This window comes from Erwinia aphidicola, from assembly GCF_014773485.1.
GTDB lineage: Bacteria > Pseudomonadota > Gammaproteobacteria > Enterobacterales > Enterobacteriaceae > Erwinia > Erwinia aphidicola.
On record NZ_JACXBP010000005.1, the window covers coordinates 265950 to 282570 of the forward strand.

General features: G+C 56.2%; 21 protein-coding genes, 2 tRNA genes and 1 pseudogene. 12 read left to right on the forward strand and 12 right to left on the reverse strand.

Annotation, left to right across the window (positions count from 1 at the left end; all coding sequences use genetic code 11):
* Nucleotides 1-3 precede the first annotated feature (3 nt).
* The gene (gene bamE, locus ID864_RS14105) at nt 4-291 is read right to left on the reverse strand and encodes an outer membrane protein assembly factor BamE domain-containing protein (protein WP_099754186.1); all 288 of its coding nucleotides are present in this window, start codon (nt 289-291) and stop codon (nt 4-6) included.
* Nucleotides 292-460: 169 nt separating this feature from the next.
* On the opposite strand from bamE, the gene ID864_RS14110 reads away from it, so the two are divergent.
* Nucleotides 461-534 (forward strand) — tRNA-Gly (locus ID864_RS14110).
* 20 nt (nt 535-554) lie between these two features.
* Here the strand turns inward: ID864_RS14110 and ID864_RS14115 are convergent.
* Nucleotides 555-776 carry a DUF2767 family protein gene (locus ID864_RS14115; RefSeq protein ID WP_048918073.1) on the reverse strand — a complete coding sequence of 74 codons (222 nt, stop codon included), beginning with the start codon at nt 774-776 and terminating at the stop codon, nt 555-557.
* A gap of 170 nt (nt 777-946) precedes the next feature.
* Here ID864_RS14115 and ID864_RS23855 point away from each other — a divergent pair, with 170 nt between their 5' ends.
* Both ID864_RS23855 and ID864_RS14125 read left to right on the forward strand, forming a co-directional pair.
* Nucleotides 947-2857 (forward strand): flagellin N-terminal helical domain-containing protein, encoded by a 1911-nt coding sequence (locus tag ID864_RS23855; RefSeq protein ID WP_099754185.1) that lies wholly within the window; start codon nt 947-949, stop codon nt 2855-2857.
* 144 nt (nt 2858-3001) lie between these two features.
* Complete coding sequence (locus tag ID864_RS14125) at nt 3002-3208, forward strand: hypothetical protein (protein WP_048918075.1); 207 nt, start codon at nt 3002-3004, stop codon at nt 3206-3208.
* 154 nt (nt 3209-3362) lie between these two features.
* Here the strand turns inward: ID864_RS14125 and ID864_RS14130 are convergent, their stop codons facing one another.
* The 3 genes from ID864_RS14130 to ID864_RS14140 all read right to left on the reverse strand — a co-directional run bounded on the left by ID864_RS14130 (nt 3363) and on the right by ID864_RS14140 (nt 5364).
* Complete coding sequence (locus tag ID864_RS14130) at nt 3363-3644, reverse strand: hypothetical protein (RefSeq protein WP_191149969.1); 282 nt, start codon at nt 3642-3644, stop codon at nt 3363-3365.
* Complete coding sequence (locus ID864_RS14135) at nt 3610-3837, reverse strand: hypothetical protein (protein ID WP_191149970.1); 228 nt, start codon at nt 3835-3837, stop codon at nt 3610-3612. The genes ID864_RS14130 and ID864_RS14135 overlap by 35 nt, the downstream gene beginning before the upstream one ends.
* A 129-nt stretch (nt 3838-3966) precedes the next feature.
* On the reverse strand, nt 3967-5364 hold the full coding sequence (locus ID864_RS14140; RefSeq protein WP_191149971.1) for a hypothetical protein: 1398 nt from the start codon (nt 5362-5364) through the stop codon (nt 3967-3969).
* 181 nt (nt 5365-5545) lie between these two features.
* On the opposite strand from ID864_RS14140, the gene ID864_RS14145 reads away from it, so the two are divergent.
* Nucleotides 5546-5704, forward strand: a complete 159-nt coding sequence (locus ID864_RS14145) for a hypothetical protein (protein ID WP_166643190.1) — start codon at nt 5546-5548, stop codon at nt 5702-5704.
* A gap of 130 nt (nt 5705-5834) precedes the next feature.
* Here ID864_RS14145 and ID864_RS14150 read toward each other — a convergent pair whose 3' ends face one another.
* Nucleotides 5835-6674 carry a Cof-type HAD-IIB family hydrolase gene (locus ID864_RS14150; protein ID WP_048916852.1) on the reverse strand — a complete coding sequence of 280 codons (840 nt, stop codon included), beginning with the start codon at nt 6672-6674 and terminating at the stop codon, nt 5835-5837.
* Nucleotides 6675-6823: 149 nt separating this feature from the next.
* Between ID864_RS14150 and ID864_RS14155 the strand changes: the two genes are divergently transcribed.
* Nucleotides 6824-7084, forward strand: coding sequence for a hypothetical protein (locus ID864_RS14155; protein WP_191149972.1), 261 nt, complete (start codon nt 6824-6826; stop codon nt 7082-7084).
* Nucleotides 7085-7360: 276 nt separating this feature from the next.
* Here ID864_RS14155 and ID864_RS14160 read toward each other — a convergent pair whose 3' ends face one another.
* Complete coding sequence (locus ID864_RS14160) at nt 7361-7663, reverse strand: hypothetical protein (RefSeq protein WP_191150012.1); 303 nt, start codon at nt 7661-7663, stop codon at nt 7361-7363.
* 331 nt (nt 7664-7994) lie between these two features.
* On the opposite strand from ID864_RS14160, the pseudogene ID864_RS14165 reads away from it, so the two are divergent.
* A pseudogene (locus ID864_RS14165) lies at nt 7995-8390 on the forward strand (type II toxin-antitoxin system HicB family antitoxin); the annotation flags it as partial.
* A gap of 124 nt (nt 8391-8514) precedes the next feature.
* On the opposite strand, the gene ID864_RS14170 reads toward ID864_RS14165, so the two are convergent.
* The 3 genes from ID864_RS14170 to ID864_RS14180 form a co-directional block, all read right to left on the reverse strand.
* The gene (locus ID864_RS14170) at nt 8515-8640 is read right to left on the reverse strand and encodes a DUF2256 domain-containing protein (RefSeq protein ID WP_099754181.1); all 126 of its coding nucleotides are present in this window, start codon (nt 8638-8640) and stop codon (nt 8515-8517) included.
* A 251-nt stretch (nt 8641-8891) separates the two neighbouring features.
* Nucleotides 8892-8968 (reverse strand) — tRNA-Arg (locus ID864_RS14175).
* Between the two features lie 172 nt (nt 8969-9140).
* The gene (locus tag ID864_RS14180; RefSeq protein ID WP_048916880.1) at nt 9141-9458 is read right to left on the reverse strand and encodes a hypothetical protein; all 318 of its coding nucleotides are present in this window, start codon (nt 9456-9458) and stop codon (nt 9141-9143) included.
* A gap of 223 nt (nt 9459-9681) precedes the next feature.
* Between ID864_RS14180 and folD the strand changes: the two genes are divergently transcribed.
* Both folD and ybcJ read left to right on the forward strand, forming a co-directional pair.
* Nucleotides 9682-10548, forward strand: a complete 867-nt coding sequence (gene folD, locus ID864_RS14185; RefSeq protein ID WP_048916854.1) for a bifunctional methylenetetrahydrofolate dehydrogenase/methenyltetrahydrofolate cyclohydrolase FolD — start codon at nt 9682-9684, stop codon at nt 10546-10548.
* Nucleotides 10548-10760, forward strand: coding sequence for a ribosome-associated protein YbcJ (ybcJ, locus tag ID864_RS14190; RefSeq protein ID WP_048916855.1), 213 nt, complete (start codon nt 10548-10550; stop codon nt 10758-10760). Before folD ends, ybcJ begins: the two co-directional genes overlap by 1 nt.
* 152 nt (nt 10761-10912) lie before the next feature.
* On the opposite strand, the gene ID864_RS14195 is transcribed toward ybcJ, so the two are convergent.
* A complete protein-coding gene (locus tag ID864_RS14195) occupies nt 10913-12004 on the reverse strand; it encodes an AAA family ATPase (RefSeq protein WP_048916856.1) in 1092 nt (363 codons plus the stop codon).
* Between the two features lie 50 nt (nt 12005-12054).
* Nucleotides 12055-13443, reverse strand: a complete 1389-nt coding sequence (gene cysS / locus ID864_RS14200; protein WP_191149973.1) for a cysteine--tRNA ligase — start codon at nt 13441-13443, stop codon at nt 12055-12057.
* A 233-nt stretch (nt 13444-13676) separates the two neighbouring features.
* Between cysS and ppiB the strand changes: the two genes are divergently transcribed.
* The 4 genes from ppiB (at nt 13677) to purK (ending at nt 16611) form a co-directional block, all read left to right on the forward strand.
* Nucleotides 13677-14171, forward strand: coding sequence for a peptidylprolyl isomerase B (ppiB, locus tag ID864_RS14205; protein ID WP_048916858.1), 495 nt, complete (start codon nt 13677-13679; stop codon nt 14169-14171).
* Entirely contained in the window at nt 14171-14887 is a 717-nt protein-coding gene (lpxH, locus tag ID864_RS14210; RefSeq protein ID WP_191149974.1) for a UDP-2,3-diacylglucosamine diphosphatase, read from the forward strand. Before ppiB ends, lpxH begins: the two co-directional genes overlap by 1 nt.
* Before the next feature lie 150 nt (nt 14888-15037).
* A complete protein-coding gene (purE, locus tag ID864_RS14215) occupies nt 15038-15547 on the forward strand; it encodes a 5-(carboxyamino)imidazole ribonucleotide mutase (RefSeq protein WP_048916860.1) in 510 nt (169 codons plus the stop codon).
* Nucleotides 15544-16611 (forward strand): 5-(carboxyamino)imidazole ribonucleotide synthase, encoded by a 1068-nt coding sequence (purK, locus tag ID864_RS14220; protein WP_048916861.1) that lies wholly within the window; start codon nt 15544-15546, stop codon nt 16609-16611. The genes purE and purK overlap by 4 nt, the downstream gene beginning before the upstream one ends.
* The last annotated feature ends 10 nt before the right edge of the window (nt 16612-16621 follow it).

The window sequence follows — 16621 nt, forward strand, 5'->3', positions numbered from 1 at the left end:
AGGTCAGGTTTTACTCACCGTATAGCTTTTCACTTTGCCGTTCATCAGGCGGATTGTCAGGGTTCTGCCTTCGGTAGTACTCATCGCTTTCGCCTGGCTGTAGGTCCACATCAGGATGCTTTGCCCTTCCGGGAACGGTGTTTCCGTTGAGGGCTGACCAAACAGTGCAATCAGCTGCTGCCGGGTAGTTTGGTCAGTTTTGATCTGCGCCAGCTTGCTGTCATCAAAGTTGTTCCCCACCGAAGCGGTACACCCCACCAGCATCAGACACAGCAGAATTGTTTTAAGCATGTTTAACCGTACCGTCAGAATTTTGGCTATTCTGGCACAGTTCATGGCGGGCGCATAAAAATGCGCAGGGTCTCCGCGCCACGTTCATTCAGGACAGGTCAGCATTCAGGGCAAGATTTATGAAATATATCAACTTTATCAAGGCCTCTGTGTTAACATCCTGCATCAGGCGGCCATCGTATAATGGTATTACCTCAGCTTCCCAAGCTGATGACACGGGTTCGATTCCCGTTGGCCGCTCCACTGTTTCTCGCATCACGGACTTATCCCTTTTTCTCCTCGGGCTTCACCAGCCGGATTGCGTGCTCCAGCACCTTCTGCTCTTCCCGATCCGCATCCATACGGTCATGGCGGGTCCTTTTCAGCAGCTCCGCTAACGTTTCGCGCCGCGTATCCATGCCAGCCTCCACCAGGACGATCGCCGCATCCCCTATCACCCGGCACACTTCGTCGTAATACTCTTCGCTCAGTACATCGCGCTTCATCTGCTTATTTCTCCTTTATTCTACTGACCATCACCTTTAAGCGTAGAATGCTGACCAGCAGTTTCCAGTTTGTTGCCCGGAGCAAAGGCAACCTAAGCGAAATTTTTGGTAAAATTTTGCTTACGCTTGCCGATAACCTTCAGCAGTGAAATTGATTGGTATGCAGAATAATGCTCACTCTTAAAACCAATGTTCCGGCCCTGATGGTTCAGCAGCAGTCGTTGAAAAACAGCTCGGCACTCGACGAGTCTATTCGCCGCCTCTCCTCCGGGATGAGGATCAACAGCGCCAGTGATGACTCTGCCGGGCAAGCGATCGCTAACCGTTTTACCAGCCAGCAGAAAGGACTGGCACAGGCGCAGCGTAATGCAGCCGATGGCCTGTCGCTGGCCAATACGGCAGAGGGAGCGCTGAGCGAAATCAACGACCGCCTGCAGCGCATCCGCGAACTGGCAGTTCAGGGGCTGAGCGAAACCTATTCACAGACCGACAGCGACGCCATTCAGGCCGAGATCAACCTCAACCTGAAAGAGATCGACCGGCTGAACAGTACCGCCAGCTTTAATGGCATCAGCCTGCTGAGCGGTAGTGCAGGTAGAGTGGGCCTGCAGGTCGGCGCGAACGATAATCAAAAAATTGACCTCGATTTATCGCGCGGTTTCAGTGTGGAACAGCTGGGTTTAAAAGATCTGATTATTCGCGGCATCAGCGGCTCCGTCACACCGGTTAACACGATTATCGGCAGCGCCAGCAATATCTCACTCAGCAGCGCCTCGGTGGCGGTGAGCTACAGCACGCCGACTAATCTGACCTCCGCGCAGCTGGTCAGAAGCAGCAATGGCAATATGCTCTACATCCAGGGAAACGACGCCAACGGCAACCCGGCCTACTACCCTGCTTCTTACGACGCCACCTGGTATACCGCGACGGCGAGCGGCACGGTAGATATCGGCGCTCTCGGCAGCAGCACGCTCTATAGCGATGTCAGTCGCGTTCCGGCCCGCACGATTCCCTCTGTAAGCTATCTGGATGACAGTGGTAACGCGCTCAACAACAGCCCGCCGCCGACGCTAACTGAAAGCAATGGTCAGTATTACATTGCACAAAATGATATCTATTACGCTGCCGATATCCGCTTTGGCACCTCCGGCGCGGTCACGGCGCAGATATCCAATGCCAGCGGCCAGCCCGACACCGATTTCAACCCGCTGCCCACCCAGTTAACGACCACGCCGGTGATTGATCCGGGTACTGCCACCGTCACATTTACCGATGCCAACGGCAATGCCGTGGCCAACAGCGATGCGCGGCTGGTAAAAAATGGCAGCCAGTACATGATGGAAGTCGCCGATGGCAGCGGTTACTTTCACTATTACAATGCCACCCTCAGCGCCAGCAGCGACGGCAGCACGACCTCGCTCAATGTCAGCGCCAACAGCATCAGTAGCCAGAACAGCTTTACGGCGGTGACTACTGTTAACGGCACCTCAGTGGTCACGCTCGACCCGGGAAATGTAGAAACCCGCTACGTTGATGCTAACGGTGCAAGCTACAGCGACGTACTGCGGCTGGATGCAGACGGCAACTATTATATGGATGTGCATAATGGCAACGGCACAGTCGATAAGACGGCCACGCTGGTCGAGCAGAAGGACGGCACCATCCTGCTAAAAACTCTGCAGGGGATTGGCGATGTGCAGATCTACTTTGCCACCACCCTGGGCGCCAGTACCGATGCCGCAACCAACTATACCCAGATGAGCATTGCGGAAGTCGGCTCAGAGATCCGCCTGCGCAATCCTGATGATCCGCTGGCCACCCTCGACAGGGCGATCGGCCGCGTTGACAGCCAGCGCTCACAGCTGGGTGCTACGGCCAACCGCCTGACCTCTGTTCAGAGTGTACAAAGCGCCACCGCCACTAACCTCGCGATGGCGCGCTCGCGCATAGAGGATGCCGATTATGCGCTGGAGGTTTCGGCGTTGACGCGTGCACAGATCCTGCAACAATCGGGCAGCACGCTATTATCGAAGGTGATGACGATGACGCCGCAAATGGTGCTTTCTCTACTTGAGGGGTGATTCAAAGGTTCTGTGTTGATTGTTTTTTACGCTGAATCATTGCCAGATGAACGCACAAAAATGTCAAGATTTGTGCCCGCAATTAAGCTTTGGCGAGATATATGCTATAAAGATGGGCTACTTTGAGACCGAAAAGGAATAATTATGGATGATGCAGATTTAGCTCAGGAACGCGAACAGGCTATTATCACGGCGGCGCTGTCAGCCCGTGAAACGTCGCTGAAAAGCCCGGATGGCCTGTGCCTGTGGTGCCGCGATGAGCCAATTGTCGCCAACTCTGCGTTCTGCTCCGCCGACTGCGGTGAGGATTACTCCAAGCACAAGCGCGAGATGAAACAACGCATTGAGTGAGGATCTTCGCGACGCGATTATCCGAAACGAAAAGGGCCCTGCACGGTATCCGGCAGCGGCCCTGATTTTATGACCTGAAACGTTTTATCTTTTATTTTACTTCATAGAAGTATGAAGATCCTGGCCTTTTATTCACCCAGCGTTTTGGCCTTAACTATCGCGCTTCAGGCGGTGTTAATGATAGAGGAATATGTTCCTGCCCGGCTAATGTTATCGGCTCAATGGCAGTATTTTCAGGTTGCTGGGTTTTACGATAATCCTGAAGTTTTGTGAGCAAGGGGCCTTTATTACTCATCAGATATTGTAAGCAGCGCTCGCGACTGAGAATAAGTCTCACTGGTGTTGGTAATATTTCATAAACTTTATTGAACAGGTTATTAATAAACTCATCGTCATTAAGTTTATCTTCTGCAATTCCAAGCAGCCCATTGAACACGACGTTTTCTACAATCGCACGGTACTTTTCCGGTACTAAATTTTTTTTTAGCGACAGTGAGCTGCTCAGCCTCCTGCAACTCACTGGAAAATTCAGCATCGGCTGGAATTAACTTGTCTTCCTGTGTCTGATGACCGCTAAGAGGCAATTTTTCTTTCAGACGCGCAAGGCGCCCGGTTAGCAGTGGCGACATGTATACTCCTGTAATGACATAACGTTTGCCGGGTGCAAGCTTACAATAAGGTTATAGCGGCTTGCCGATATCAATACTTATCGGCTTACTCGCAACAAACTTTACCCTTCCAGCCTGGGGTTCTCCTGCTCAATACTTCACCACCACATCCTCAAACGTAAAGCGTCTCTTCTGCCGCTGCTCCTGATAGCCGATGCGGATAAAGATGCGCAGCCGCTCCAGGTAGGCATAATCACTGCTCGCGCTCTTACCGTCACCGCGATCGTCAATGCAGTTAAACTCCAGATAACGGCCGGGGAAGGCCGGATTAATGGTGCTGGCCTGCTTCCAGTCGGCGGCGGTGCGGCACTGCTGGCCGAGCGATTTTCCGTCGCTTTGCTGGCTACTCCAGGCATATTTCATCCCCGCTCTCGGCGGCAGGCGGAACTCATTCTCCAGCGTGCGGGCGATAGACGGTTGTTTCGCAAGAGAGTCCCATTTTTTCAGGCTCACCAGATTAAACAGGCGCACCGACTGGGTGTTAAACGTCACCTGCCCCAGCGTCAGCTTCTCCAGCGTTAAGGTGGTGCCATCCGGCATTTTGTCGATAGTGACGCTGTACGCCCCGCCGATCTCTTTATCCTGCTTCTGGCTGAAGCTCAGGTGACGAAAGCCCGGCTGCTGCTGCGGAGAATTAAGCGCGATAGCCATATGCTCCTTAACCTCGTCAGGTAACGGATAGGGCTGCAGTATCGCCGCATCGTTGCGGGAAAAATCCGGCAGGGTTAACTGATGGTCTGCCGGGGCTTTCTGCTGCCAGAGCAGAGTCTGGCCGCTGCCCTGATAGTCACGTAATGTTTTTATCGCGCAGAGCTGCTGCTTCAGCGGCGCGGCGAGCTCTGTGCTGCTGTTCGCGGCAAGGCGGTAATCGGTCAGGTTACCTGCACTGTCGAGGGAGTATTCCGCGCGGGCAGTGGCCTGCTGTGTATCGCAGTGCAGCGTCCAGTCCGTGACTTTCACCGCGTAAGGGGCGGCATAGGTGCTGTCGCGATACTCGAGGGCAAAATCTTTCGCCAGCCGCAGGTGCAGAACGTCCGCACTGCGCTCGCTGCGGCTGACGTCGAGATACATCTGATTGCCCTGCTCATCAGCAGGCGCCAGCGCACGCCACTGCGGCACGGCGACCTGCTGCCGGCAGACATTCAGGTCTGGCTGGGTCGCTAACAGACTGTCGGCATCCGGCTCGATCACCACGCCCGGAGCGTAGCGGGAAATCGCATCGCTGCCGTAAACGCGCACCGCTTTGCCCGCCGGAGAGCTGACCTCGGCAAACAGCTGCGTTTTGACGCCGCTCTGGCAATCAACCTTCAGCCACAGATCGGTGGTTTGCCCGGTGGTGGTCCAGATGCGGTAGAGGGAATTAATGCTGTTGCCGACGCGCAAAGCGCTGGCTGGCTGCCACTCCATTTTTTCAATCCCGGCAGCAGGCTGGGCAAAAGCAGGAAAAGTAAAAATGCAGCTCAGTGCAAGCAGCGATAACCCTTTCATGAATAGTCCTTTAATTAAACGATATGGCCTTTGGGCGTCAGAATATTGCATAATAGCACGCGGTTTTTCCTGCTCGGGATCTCAATTATCCCCGTACGCTATTCATTCAGAGCCTGAATTGAGTTTCTGGTTTATCATTGACCAGACACTTAACGGAATAAATTTCAGATAAGGATGCCGTATGTCAACATTCACCCTCATCGCATTTCCCTTTATAGCGACAGGCCTGGCACTGATAGCGCTGTTCTATAAAAAGAAAGAGAAGAATTACCTTATTCCCGGCTTTGTTCTGCTTATCGCAGGTTTTGTCAATGCGGTAATCGGCATCAGCCTGGGCTGAAACGCTTATCCGGCTGCGGGCGAAATAATTTCGTCACGAAGTCAATCGCAGCGGAATAATAACGCGGGGTCAGTAAACAGAGAGCTTTTGCTCTCTGCCAGTTATGGGTGCGATGGGCCTGACGGCTCTGTTATTGCCCGCCTGCTTTATCAAACGGCGGTTTACCTGCCAGCATCTGCTCAATCACCTGCAGCACCCCCTCTTCGTTATTATTTGGCGCCTGATAGCGCGCGACATCCTTGACCTTTTGCGGCGCATTGGCCATCGCGAAGCTGAAGCCCGACTGTTGCAGCATCTCGATATCGTTACCGCCATCGCCAAACACCAGGATCTCGCTGCGATCGATACCCCAGCGCTTGCCGAGCAGATCCAGCCCGTGGCCTTTATGGTTGCCGGGCACGATTAAATCCACCGAGCCGTGGCCGCTGGAGGTGGCGGCAGCGGCATCCTTGTGCAGGCGGGCGATATCCGCCATTAGCGGCTCGACGTAATCATCCGACAGGTTGAGCGCGAACTTGAACAGCTTATCGTCACCCACGTCGTCGAGGCTGCGGATCGCCTTCAGGCGGTGGCAGTAGTGGCGCATTTTCACCAGCCAGCTCTCGGGGATGCCCTCAAAGTAGTACGCACTTTCACGCCCGCACAGGATGTAGCGCAGGTCGGGATAGTTGCCGTTATGCAGGGTGTCGAGCACCGCATCAATATCGGCACGCGAGAACGAGCCGCAGAACAGCTCTTCGTCACGGTCGATGATCCACGCGCCGTTCTCTGCCACAAAGGCGATCTCGCTGGCGATGTCGGGGAAGAAGGATTTCAGCTGGTAATACTGGTTGCCGCTGGCGACGACGAACTTAATGTCGCGCTGCTTCATTTGCTGATAGCAGGCCTGGAAACGCGCCCGGTTGTACTGTTTATTGTCGTCGAGGAAGGTGCCGTCTTTATCTACCGCCACCATTTTTACCACGGTCATCATGACTCCTTAACGTTTTGCAGGGGAAAAGGGTTACAGAGAGGATAACCTGGTGGGTGGAGAAAGCGCAGAGAAAGTCAGCAGCGGCGCAGAGACAACAAAACGGCAGCCTGTTATAATTTGACCATAAATCTGAGAGGGGATTGACGATGAGAACAAGCGAAATCAGCGTTGCTAACCGGGTTCGCAGGCTGGCTCAGTCGCACAACGTGGCCACTGAACCAGACGATATCAGCCGCATGGCCGTGGCGATTACGCGCCTTGCCGGTGACGAAGTACAGTTGGACAACATCCAGCAGCTGTTGGTTAATCTCAAAAGAAAAGGCGTGCTGAGCAAGTCTGAAGCCCTGACCATCCAGGGTGAATATCTTCAGGAGAAAAGGCACCTTAACAAAGAATTCTCCGTATGAGCTTTGATCCTTTCGGGGATTTCGATACTGCCGGATATCTTCATATATCCACAAAAACTCAAAACCTTCTTCAAACGATAATGTCACCCCAACGAATTAATAATTAAGTGCCACTCAAATAAGCGGCACCCTTTACTACGCGACTTTCAGGCCACGGCACAGATCTTTTCGGATCGTTAACGGGGAATCGCGTGCTGAGTAAAGCCGCAGGCAGTTCAGCCTGATCGACCTTACCCCGGGCGTTATTCCCCCACCGCCTTTGCCGCCAGCCCCTGGTTACGCATCCGCAACCTCCCGCATAATCTCCAGCCGTTCCATTAACAGCCAGGTGAGACAGTCGCGGGCGGTGGAGTTGGTCAGCTCGGTGATGGCGTACACCAGCGCACGACACTGGTCGAGCAATTCCGGTTCAGTCACGGCGGTGGCGGTAAACATACCGTCCATTTCGTGGGCAGAAAGCACGGCGTAGGAGGTGTCTTCAGTGGTCATATTGATGTTCTCGCTTTGAGGTAATCCATACCTCACCACTCCGCTGTCAAACGGGGTGGCGAGACGTAGCAGGATTGACAGACCGGTCAAAGCGGAACCCGGCGAGCGCAAGCGCTCCCCCACTACGCCTCACCATTATTTTGGCGTGCGTGTTCTTAACGGAAATTAAAAACCGCTGAAGTATAGCGGTTTATTGCCGCGCTTCGAAACAGGCTGTCAAACCCGGCTGCCCATTGTGGGGCAGCGCAGGGATCATATTGTCTGATGCTGACCCGCGACAAGGATTTATTTGGCTGAATTTTGAGCTTTAGCATTTTTGGTTGTGTGGGAACTCTGACAGAACGAAGGACATTGCAAGCCTCTTTATCCTTGGGTGGAACGATAAAAACACTTATTTTAAACTCGGAGTCAGGAGGTAAATATGTTTTTCTCTGTCGGGGTTGAGACAACCAAAGGTGAAAATACCGCGTATGGCATGATTGTTCCGGCTTTTTCAGCTTACGATTATGGCTGCTTTTCAGCCGCTGATACGCAGGGCGAGATTGCTGAAATGGTGCGGGATGCAGTACTGCTCACTGTGGAAGATATGATATTGAGTGGGAAATTTTCAGTCGAGCAAATTACTGATGCCGGATACCTCACCTATTCACGCGATCGTGAATATGCTGATTATGATTCCTGGTTTGTCATTGACGTGGATTTGTCGCGCTTTGAAGGTAAGCCAGCGGATTAATATCGATCTACCCGATATGCTGATAAACCGCATTGATATCCGGATAAAGACCGGCAAGGAATATATCGCGATCGTAGCTATTTTTGGCTAAAGCAGCAACGCGGTCGGTTTGTGCCATCTGAACTCATGCTCGCGGTCATGTGCTTTGGAAATGGCTCGATGATGGTGGGGCTTGCTCCCCTGTCGGCCTTTTATGAGGACTAAACCCTTACTTTCGACGGCAACGCTCTGAGCATTTGCGCACCTCATCCCAGCACTTTTCCCACTTTTTGCGCCATGTAAAAGGGCGCCCGCACACGCTGCAGATTTTCGTAGGGAGTTCTGACTTCTTCATCAACAGCAGCCTCCGGTAGGTGTTATCACATTATTTTAGCCTGATTCAGAACAGCCTGTCAGTGGATGAGGGATCGTGGATTGGCAAACAACCGCCATGCCGTTCTCTCCGGAAAGCAAACTGAACAGCCAAATGCTGGAAATGCCGTGGAGCAATCGTGGTGTGATATTCCGTAGCAGCCAGGCAAGCTACTCTACATGCATGGAGACATTCGGGAGGGATTAAGAATTGCGTAACTTATTGAAAAGTATTGGTACGCCCTACAGGATTCGAACCTGTGACCTACGGCTTAGAAGGCCGGTGCTCTATCCAACTGAGCTAAGGGCGCATGGTGATTGGGTCGGATTATACGGTGCGATCCCGCTGAGTCAACGATTTTACTGCCGCCGGGCATCTAATGCTGAACTAATGAACAGTCGTGAGGCAACCCGCTGGCCGTCAGCCATAAAAAAACCCACCGGGTGCGGTGGGTTGATCTTTGGCGCGGTGAACAGAGTGCCTTAGTTGGTCACTTTGTTTTTCAGCTCTTCGGCGCCCTGCTTGGTTTTATCCCAGCCTTTCTCGGTGCCTTCTTTGGTTTTGTCCCAGCCCTTTTGGGTGCCTTCGGAGATTTTGCTGCTGGTAGAGTTGCTCTCACCTTCCGCGGCGTGCTTCGCCTTCAGCTTCATCTCAGAACCCTCGTGCTGGGTTTTGTGCAGCTTCTCTTTGGCGGTATCGGCGCCTTTGTGCGCTTCCGCAACGGTGTTATCAGTCACGGTTGCCGCGAAAACCGGGGAAGCCAACAGTAAAGCAGACAGTGCAATAATGGTATTTTTCATCATTCCCTCTTTATCTTTTCGATGAGTTGCTGTGTTACGAATCAATCCTGGCACAGCCTGAGAGGAAATGAATTAGGAATTAACCGGGAATTGTAAGCACGGATTAATCCGATGCTGCACGATTGCACGCCAACTGGCGAATCTGTGCCTGACAGCAGCGTCCGCTTCTGACAAAATAGGCGTAATCCCCGATTTAACTCAACACAGATGGATCCCCTCTCTGATGGTAGCAAAAATTATTGACGGTAAAACGATTGCGCAGCAGGTGCGACAAGAGGTTGCAGAGCTGGTACAGCAGCGTCTGGCGGCCGGTAAGCGCGCCCCTGGCCTGGCGGTTGTGCTGGTCGGTGAGAACCCGGCCTCGCAGATTTATGTCGGCAGCAAGCGTCGTGCCTGCGAAGAGGTCGGTTTCCTCTCGCGCTCTTACGATATGCCCGCCACCACCAGCGAAGCAGAGCTGCTTGACCTGATCACCACCTTAAACAACGATCCGGAGATCGACGGTATCCTGGTGCAGCTGCCGCTGCCTGCGGGCATCGACAACGTGAAGGTGCTGGAACATATTGCCCCGCATAAAGATGTGGATGGCTTCCACCCTTACAACGTCGGTCGCCTGTGCCAGCGTGCGCCAAAGCTGCGCCCGTGTACGCCGCGCGGCATCGTCACGCTGCTGGAGCGCTACAATATTGACACTTACGGCCTGAACGCCGTGGTCGTGGGCGCCTCCAATATCGTCGGCCGCCCGATGAGCATGGAGCTGCTGCTGGCCGGCTGTACCACCACCGTCACTCACCGCTTTACCAAAGATCTGCGTCATCACGTTGAGCACGCCGATCTGCTGGTGGTCGCGGTGGGCAAGCCGGGCTTTATTCCCGGCGAGTGGATTAAGCCCGGCGCGATCGTGATCGATGTCGGGATTAACCGTCTGGAGAGCGGCAAAGTGGTCGGCGATGTGGAGTTTGATGCGGCCTCCGAGCGCGCGGCTTACATCACTCCGGTGCCGGGCGGCGTCGGTCCGATGACCGTGGCAACCCTGATCCAGAATACCCTGCAGGCCTGTGAAAATAACGACGATGGAGCATCAGCATAATGGCAACTTTCTCTCTGGGCGATCATCCCCATGTCGATCTCTGTGACCTGCTGAAGCTGGAAGGCTGGGTTGAGAGCGGCGCGATGGCAAAAATAATGATCTCTGGCGGTCACGTCACGGTGAATGGCGTGAAAGAGACCCGCAAGCGCTGCAAAATTGTCGCGGGTCAGACGGTTGAGTTTGACGGCGAAAGCGTCACGGTCACCGACTGATTAAACGCGCAACCTGAAAGGCTGCCTGCGGGCGGCCTTTTTTGATCGTGGTCCCGGCGGGAAAGCAAAACACGGGCCGACCGAAAAAGAGGGTCGGCCCCTACATGTGAGGGTGCGCGGGACACGGGCCGACCGAATAAGAAGGTCGGCCCCTACGAGGTGACGACCTGCGTGGCGCCGTCGACCTGGTGCAGCTGGTAGTGGCGGATCTCGCTATGTTCGGCGATCAGCTGCGCCAGCAGCGGAGAGTGGCTGGTGACCCACAGCTGGCTGTAGCGGCTGGCTTCGGCAATCAGCTGGGCCAGCGCCGGGAGCAGGTCCGGGTGCAGGCTGTTTTCCGGCTCGTTGAGCGCCATAAATGCCGGCGGGCGCGGGCTGAGCAGCGCCACCACCAGGCAGAGAAAACGCAGCGTGCCGTCGGACAGCTCAACCGCGTCCAGCGGGCGCAGGATCCCCTGGCGATGCATCCGCATCTGGAAGCGTCCGCTGGCGGCTTCTACCTCGAAGTGACTGTCGGGGAAGGCCTGCTCCAGAATGGAGAACAGTAATTCGCTGTGTCCGCGCTCGCGGATCGTCTCAAACGCGGCGGCGAGGTTGCTGCCGTCATGCGCCAGGATCGGCGAACGGATGCCGACCTGCGGCATGCGTATCGCGCTGCCTGGCCACACCGCAAACTCGTGGTAAAAGCGCCAGCCGCGCAGGTTCTCACGCACCTGCGACACCTCCGGATAGAGATGCGGGTCGGCCAGCTGACCAAACACCGACTCCTCCACATGCAGCGATGCCGGATAGGCCACGCGCTCGCCGTTGATGTTTTGCAGGAAGGCGGTCTGATTGCTGCGGTCCAGCAGCAGCGCAGCGCGGCGGCGCTGATGTCCGCTGAGCCAGATCTGCTCTTTCTTCACCACCGGGTCGAGATTGAACAGGCTCAGCAGCGGCTCCGGAAAGCCAATCTCCAGCTGATAGTCAAAGTCGTCCAGCTCCGCCGACAGCACCATGCGCTTCAGCTCGCTGTTGCGCTCGCCGCGCCGCGCGCCCCCTGCCCACATCGCTTTCTGGATGCCGCCATCCTGCGCCAGCGCCGGCGACAGCCGTTCGCAGGCCGCTTCATGCAGCAGGCGCACCGCTTTATACAGGTTGGATTTGCCGCAGCCGTTGGGGCCGGTGATAACGTTGAGCTGCCCGAGTTCCATTTCGAGGAAACGGATGGAGCGGTAGTTGGTGAGGGAGAGTTGTTTGATCATGTTGGCAGGGTCCAAAAAGCAGGGGGCGCGTTATCACGCGCCCCCTGGGGTTACTTACGGCGCCAGCTAGTGCCGCCCGCGCCGTCTTCCAGCACGATGCCCATCTCGTTGAGTTTGTCGCGCGCCACGTCGGCCTGCGCCCAGTCTTTCGCTTTACGCGCATCAATACGCATCTGGATCAGCGCTTCAATCTGCGCCACCTCTTCGTCATTGATATTGGCGCCATTTTGCAGGAACTGTTCCGGGTCCTGCTCCAGCAGGCCGAGCACGCCCGCCAGGACGCGCAGGCGCGCCGCCAGCCCGTTCGCGGCCGCTTTGTCGGTATCCTTCAGGCGGTTGACTTCACGCGCCAGGTCGAACAGCGCCGAGTAGGCTTCAGGGGTGTTGAAGTCGTCGTCCATCGCTTCGCGGAAGCGGGTTTCAAACTCTTCGCCACCGGCCACTTCAGCATGGGCGTCGGTGTTACGGATAGCGATATACAAGCGCTCCAGCGCGGAGCGTGCCTGATTGAGATTATCTTCGCCGTAGTTCAGCTGGCTGCGATAGTGGCCGGACATCAGGAAGTAGCGCACGGTCTCGGCGTCGTAGTGCTCCAGCACGTCGCGCACGGTAAAGAAGTTGTTCAGCGATTTCGACATCTTTTCGCGGTCCACCATCACCATGCCGGAATGCATCCAGTAGTTCACATACGGGCCGTCGTGGGCGCAGGTGGACTGGGCAATCTCGTTTTCATGGTGCGGGAACATCAGGTCAGAGCCGCCGCCGTGGATATCAAAGTGCTCACCCAGCTGCTTGCAGTTCATCGCCGAGCACTCAATGTGCCAGCCAGGGCGGCCCATGCCCCATGGAGATTCCCAGCCCGGCTCATCAGCTTTCGACATCTTCCACAGTACGAAGTCCATCGGGTTACGCTTAACGTTCTCGGCCACTTCAACGCGAGCGCCGGCCTGCAGCTGCTCCAGATCCTGGCGCGACAGGGAGCCGTAGTTCGGGTCGCTGTCGACGGAGAACATCACGTCGCCGTTGCTGGCAACGTAGGCGTGTTCGCGGGCGATCAGCTTTTCTACCAGCTCGATAATCTCGCCGATATGGCGCGTGGCGCGTGGCTCCAGGTCCGGCGGCAGAATGTTCAGCGCGGCGAAGTCCTTGTGCATCTCGGCGATCATACGGTTGGTCAGCTGTTCGATGGTCACACCGTTTTCGTGAGCGCGTTTGATGATCTTGTCATCTATATCGGTGATATTACGCACATAGTTCAGCTGATAACCGCTGTAGCGCAGGTAGCGGGCCACCACGTCGAACGCGGCAAAAGTTCTGCCGTGGCCGATGTGGCAGAGGTCGTAAACGGTAATGCCGCACACGTACATGCCAATCTTTCCGGCATGAATAGGTTTGAATTCCTCTTTTTGACGACTCAGGGTGTTGAAGATCTTTAGCATTGAGACATTCCGTTTAAGCGTGTGCGGGATTACGATAAAAAGTGAATCGAACATTCTGACGTATTTTTACCCCCAGCGCTATGTAAAGCAAGGGTATTGCCGCTTCCTTTATGCAGCGGGGCTGACGAGCCATCACTTTTTGTGATATAAGAGCCGTCTGTCGCACGGGGAAGACTTACGTCTCCGCCCCCGGCGCTCAATGTTAAATACTCCAACCCTGACAGGATGAGAAAATGGTTACTTTCCAGACTAATCATGGCGATATCGTCATCAAAACTTTCGACGATAAAGCACCGGCTACCGTTGCGAACTTCCTGGAGTACTGCCGCGAAGGTTTCTACGACAACACCATCTTCCACCGCGTGATCAACGGCTTTATGATCCAGGGCGGCGGCTTTGAGCCGGGCATGAAGCAGAAAGAGACCAAAGCTGAGATCCAGAACGAAGCCAGCAACGGTCTGAAAAACACCAAAGGCACGCTGGCAATGGCGCGTACTCAGGCTCCTCACTCGGCTACCGCGCAGTTCTTTATTAACGTGGCAGACAACGACTTCCTGAACTTCCGTGACGAAAGCCTGCAGGGCTGGGGTTACTGCGTGTTTGCTGAAGTGGTTGAAGGTATGGACGTAGTTGAGAAAATCAAAGCCGTGTCTACCGGCCGCAGCGGCATGCACCAGGATGTACCAAAAGACGACGTGATTATCCAGAAAGTCACCGTCAGCGAATAATGTCGCACACGCTGTTTATCGCAGATCTGCATCTGTGTACTGAAGAACCGGCAATCACTGCCGGTTTTCTGCATTTTTTACGCCGTGAAGCGCAGCACGCCGACGCGCTGTATATTCTCGGCGATCTGTTTGAAGCCTGGATCGGTGACGACGACCCGAACCCGCTGCACGCCGAAGTGGCGACCGCGCTGCGCCAGCTCAACATCCCCTGCTATTTTATCCACGGCAACCGCGATTTCCTGGTCGGGAAACGCTTCGCGCGCGCGGCGGGGATGACGCTGCTGCCGCAAGAGCAGGTGCTGGAGCTGTACGGCAGGCGCGTGCTGATTATGCACGGCGACACGCTGTGTACCGACGACGAGGGCTATCAGCGCTATCGCCAGAAGGTGCAACAGCGCTGGCTGCAACGCGTTTTCCTTGCCCTGCCGCTGTTCGTGCGCCAGCGCATCGCGCGCAAGATGCGCAACGGCAGCAAGCAGGCCAACCGCAATAAAGATCTCGCGATTATGGATGTCAATCCGCAGGCGGTGGTCGACGCCATGAGCCGCCATCAGGTGCCCTGTCTGATCCACGGGCATACTCATCGCCCGGCCGTGCATGCGCTGAGCATTAACGGTCTGCCCGCCGAACGCCTGGTGCTCGGCGCCTGGCACGAAGAGGGTTCGATGATCAAAGTCGACCCTGATGAGATTGCGCTGATTTCCTTCCCGTTCTGAATCAAAATTTTGGCGCCATCCTGCGCCAGTTGACGCCACGCAACCGTTTTCCTCGCCGCGCAGTCGTGATATTCTCTCTGCCCTTCCCACCCCGCAGCCCGTATCCGTGCTGCTGCGGTGACGTTTTACAATCACAGGAGTCAGACCCGCATGTCATCCAACGCCGCCCCGGCCCGCATTGCTATTGTTATGGGTTCCAAAAGTGACTGGGCAACCATGCAGTTTGCAGCGGAAATCCTCACCAGCCTCGACGTTCCGTTCCACTGTGAAGTGGTGTCTGCGCACCGTACCCCGGACAAACTGTTCAGCTTTGCCGAACAGGCCGCCGATAACGGCTTCCAGGTGATTATTGCGGGTGCAGGCGGCGCGGCGCATCTGCCGGGCATGCTGGCTGCGAAAACCCTGGTGCCGGTGCTGGGCGTGCCGGTGCAGAGCGCGGCGCTGAGCGGGGTCGACAGCCTGTACTCTATCGTGCAGATGCCGCGCGGCATCCCGGTCGGTACGCTGGCGATTGGCAAAGCCGGTGCGGCGAACGCCGCCCTGCTGGCTGCGCAGATCCTTGCACTGCACGATGCTGCGCTGGCGGGCCGCCTGGCAAACTGGCGCCAGACGCAGACCGATGACGTGCTGAACAACCCGGATCCGCAGGTGGAAGCATGAAGCCGGTCTGCGTATTAGGTAACGGCCAGCTGGGCCGCATGCTGCGCCAGGCCGGAGAGCCGCTGGGTATTGCGGTTTATCCGGTCGGGCTGGATGCCGAGCCGCAAGCGCTGCCGATTGCGCAGAGCGTGATCACCGCCGAGATTGAACGCTGGCCGGAAACCGCCCTGACGCGCGAGCTGGCAAGCCACAACGCGTTCGTTAACCGTGACATTTTCCCGCTGCTGGCGGACCGCTTAACCCAGAAGCAGCTGCTGGACCGCCTCGGTCTGGCGACGGCCCCCTGGCAACTGCTGTCCGCTGCCGACGAGTGGGCGCAGGTGTTCACCACCCTCGGCGAGTTGGCCATCGTTAAGCGCCGCACCGGGGGGTATGACGGCCGCGGCCAGTGGCGCCTGCGTGCGGATGAGACCGGAACGCTGCCCGCTGACTGCTACGGTGAATGCATTGTTGAGCAGGGGATTAACTTCTCCGGCGAGATGTCGCTGGTCGGTGCGCGCGGGCACGACGGTCACACCGTGTTCTACCCGCTGACGCACAACCTGCATCAGGACGGCATTCTGCGTACCAGCGTGGTGCTGCCGGACGTGGATGCAGAGCATCAGCAGCAGGCGGAGCGCATGCTGTCGGCGATCATGAATGAGCTGAACTACGTTGGCGTGATGGCGATGGAGTGCTTTGTGGTGCCGGAAGGTCTGCTGATCAACGAGCTGGCCCCGCGCGTGCACAACAGCGGCCACTGGACGCAGAACGGCGCGTCTATCAGCCAGTTTGAGCTACACCTGCGGGCGATTCTTGGCCTGGCGCTGCCCACGCCAGTGGTCAGCACCCCGGCGGTCATGGTGAACCTGATCGGCACTGACCTGAACCTCGACTGGCTGAACCAGCCGCTGGTGCATCTGCACTGGTATGAGAAAGAGGTGCGCGCCGGGCGCAAGGTTGGCCACCTTAATCTGGCGGACGTCAGTCCGGCGGCGTTAAGCGCAGCGCTGAATGCGCTGGTACCGATGCTGCCGCCGGAGTACGCCAGCGGCATTGCGTGGGCGGTGGAAAAACTCGGGTAATCATCCGTCT

Bases quoted from the DNA above. Each gene is read 5' to 3' on its own strand.
- ppiB (WP_048916858.1), top strand. From the start codon at position 13,677: ATGGTTACTTTCCAGACTAATCATGGCGATATCGTCATCAAAACTTTC.
- ID864_RS14170 (WP_099754181.1), bottom strand. From the start codon at position 8,640: ATGAAGAAGTCAGAACTCCCTACGAAAATCTGCAGCGTGTGCGGGCGC.
- folD (WP_048916854.1), top strand. From the start codon at position 9,682: ATGGTAGCAAAAATTATTGACGGTAAAACGATTGCGCAGCAGGTGCGA.
- ID864_RS14140 (WP_191149971.1), bottom strand. From the start codon at position 5,364: ATGAAAGGGTTATCGCTGCTTGCACTGAGCTGCATTTTTACTTTTCCT.
- ID864_RS14135 (WP_191149970.1), bottom strand. From the start codon at position 3,837: ATGTCGCCACTGCTAACCGGGCGCCTTGCGCGTCTGAAAGAAAAATTG.
- ID864_RS23855 (WP_099754185.1), top strand. From the start codon at position 947: ATGCTCACTCTTAAAACCAATGTTCCGGCCCTGATGGTTCAGCAGCAG.
- ID864_RS14145 (WP_166643190.1), top strand. From the start codon at position 5,546: ATGTCAACATTCACCCTCATCGCATTTCCCTTTATAGCGACAGGCCTG.
- purK (WP_048916861.1), top strand. From the start codon at position 15,544: ATGAAGCCGGTCTGCGTATTAGGTAACGGCCAGCTGGGCCGCATGCTG.
- cysS (WP_191149973.1), bottom strand. From the start codon at position 13,443: ATGCTAAAGATCTTCAACACCCTGAGTCGTCAAAAAGAGGAATTCAAA.
- ybcJ (WP_048916855.1), top strand. From the start codon at position 10,548: ATGGCAACTTTCTCTCTGGGCGATCATCCCCATGTCGATCTCTGTGAC.
- ID864_RS14195 (WP_048916856.1), bottom strand. From the start codon at position 12,004: ATGATCAAACAACTCTCCCTCACCAACTACCGCTCCATCCGTTTCCTC.
- lpxH (WP_191149974.1), top strand. From the start codon at position 14,171: ATGTCGCACACGCTGTTTATCGCAGATCTGCATCTGTGTACTGAAGAA.
- ID864_RS14155 (WP_191149972.1), top strand. From the start codon at position 6,824: ATGAGAACAAGCGAAATCAGCGTTGCTAACCGGGTTCGCAGGCTGGCT.
- purE (WP_048916860.1), top strand. From the start codon at position 15,038: ATGTCATCCAACGCCGCCCCGGCCCGCATTGCTATTGTTATGGGTTCC.
- ID864_RS14150 (WP_048916852.1), bottom strand. From the start codon at position 6,674: ATGACCGTGGTAAAAATGGTGGCGGTAGATAAAGACGGCACCTTCCTC.
- ID864_RS14180 (WP_048916880.1), bottom strand. From the start codon at position 9,458: ATGAAAAATACCATTATTGCACTGTCTGCTTTACTGTTGGCTTCCCCG.
- ID864_RS14115 (WP_048918073.1), bottom strand. From the start codon at position 776: ATGAAGCGCGATGTACTGAGCGAAGAGTATTACGACGAAGTGTGCCGG.
- ID864_RS14125 (WP_048918075.1), top strand. From the start codon at position 3,002: ATGGATGATGCAGATTTAGCTCAGGAACGCGAACAGGCTATTATCACG.
- bamE (WP_099754186.1), bottom strand. From the start codon at position 291: ATGCTTAAAACAATTCTGCTGTGTCTGATGCTGGTGGGGTGTACCGCT.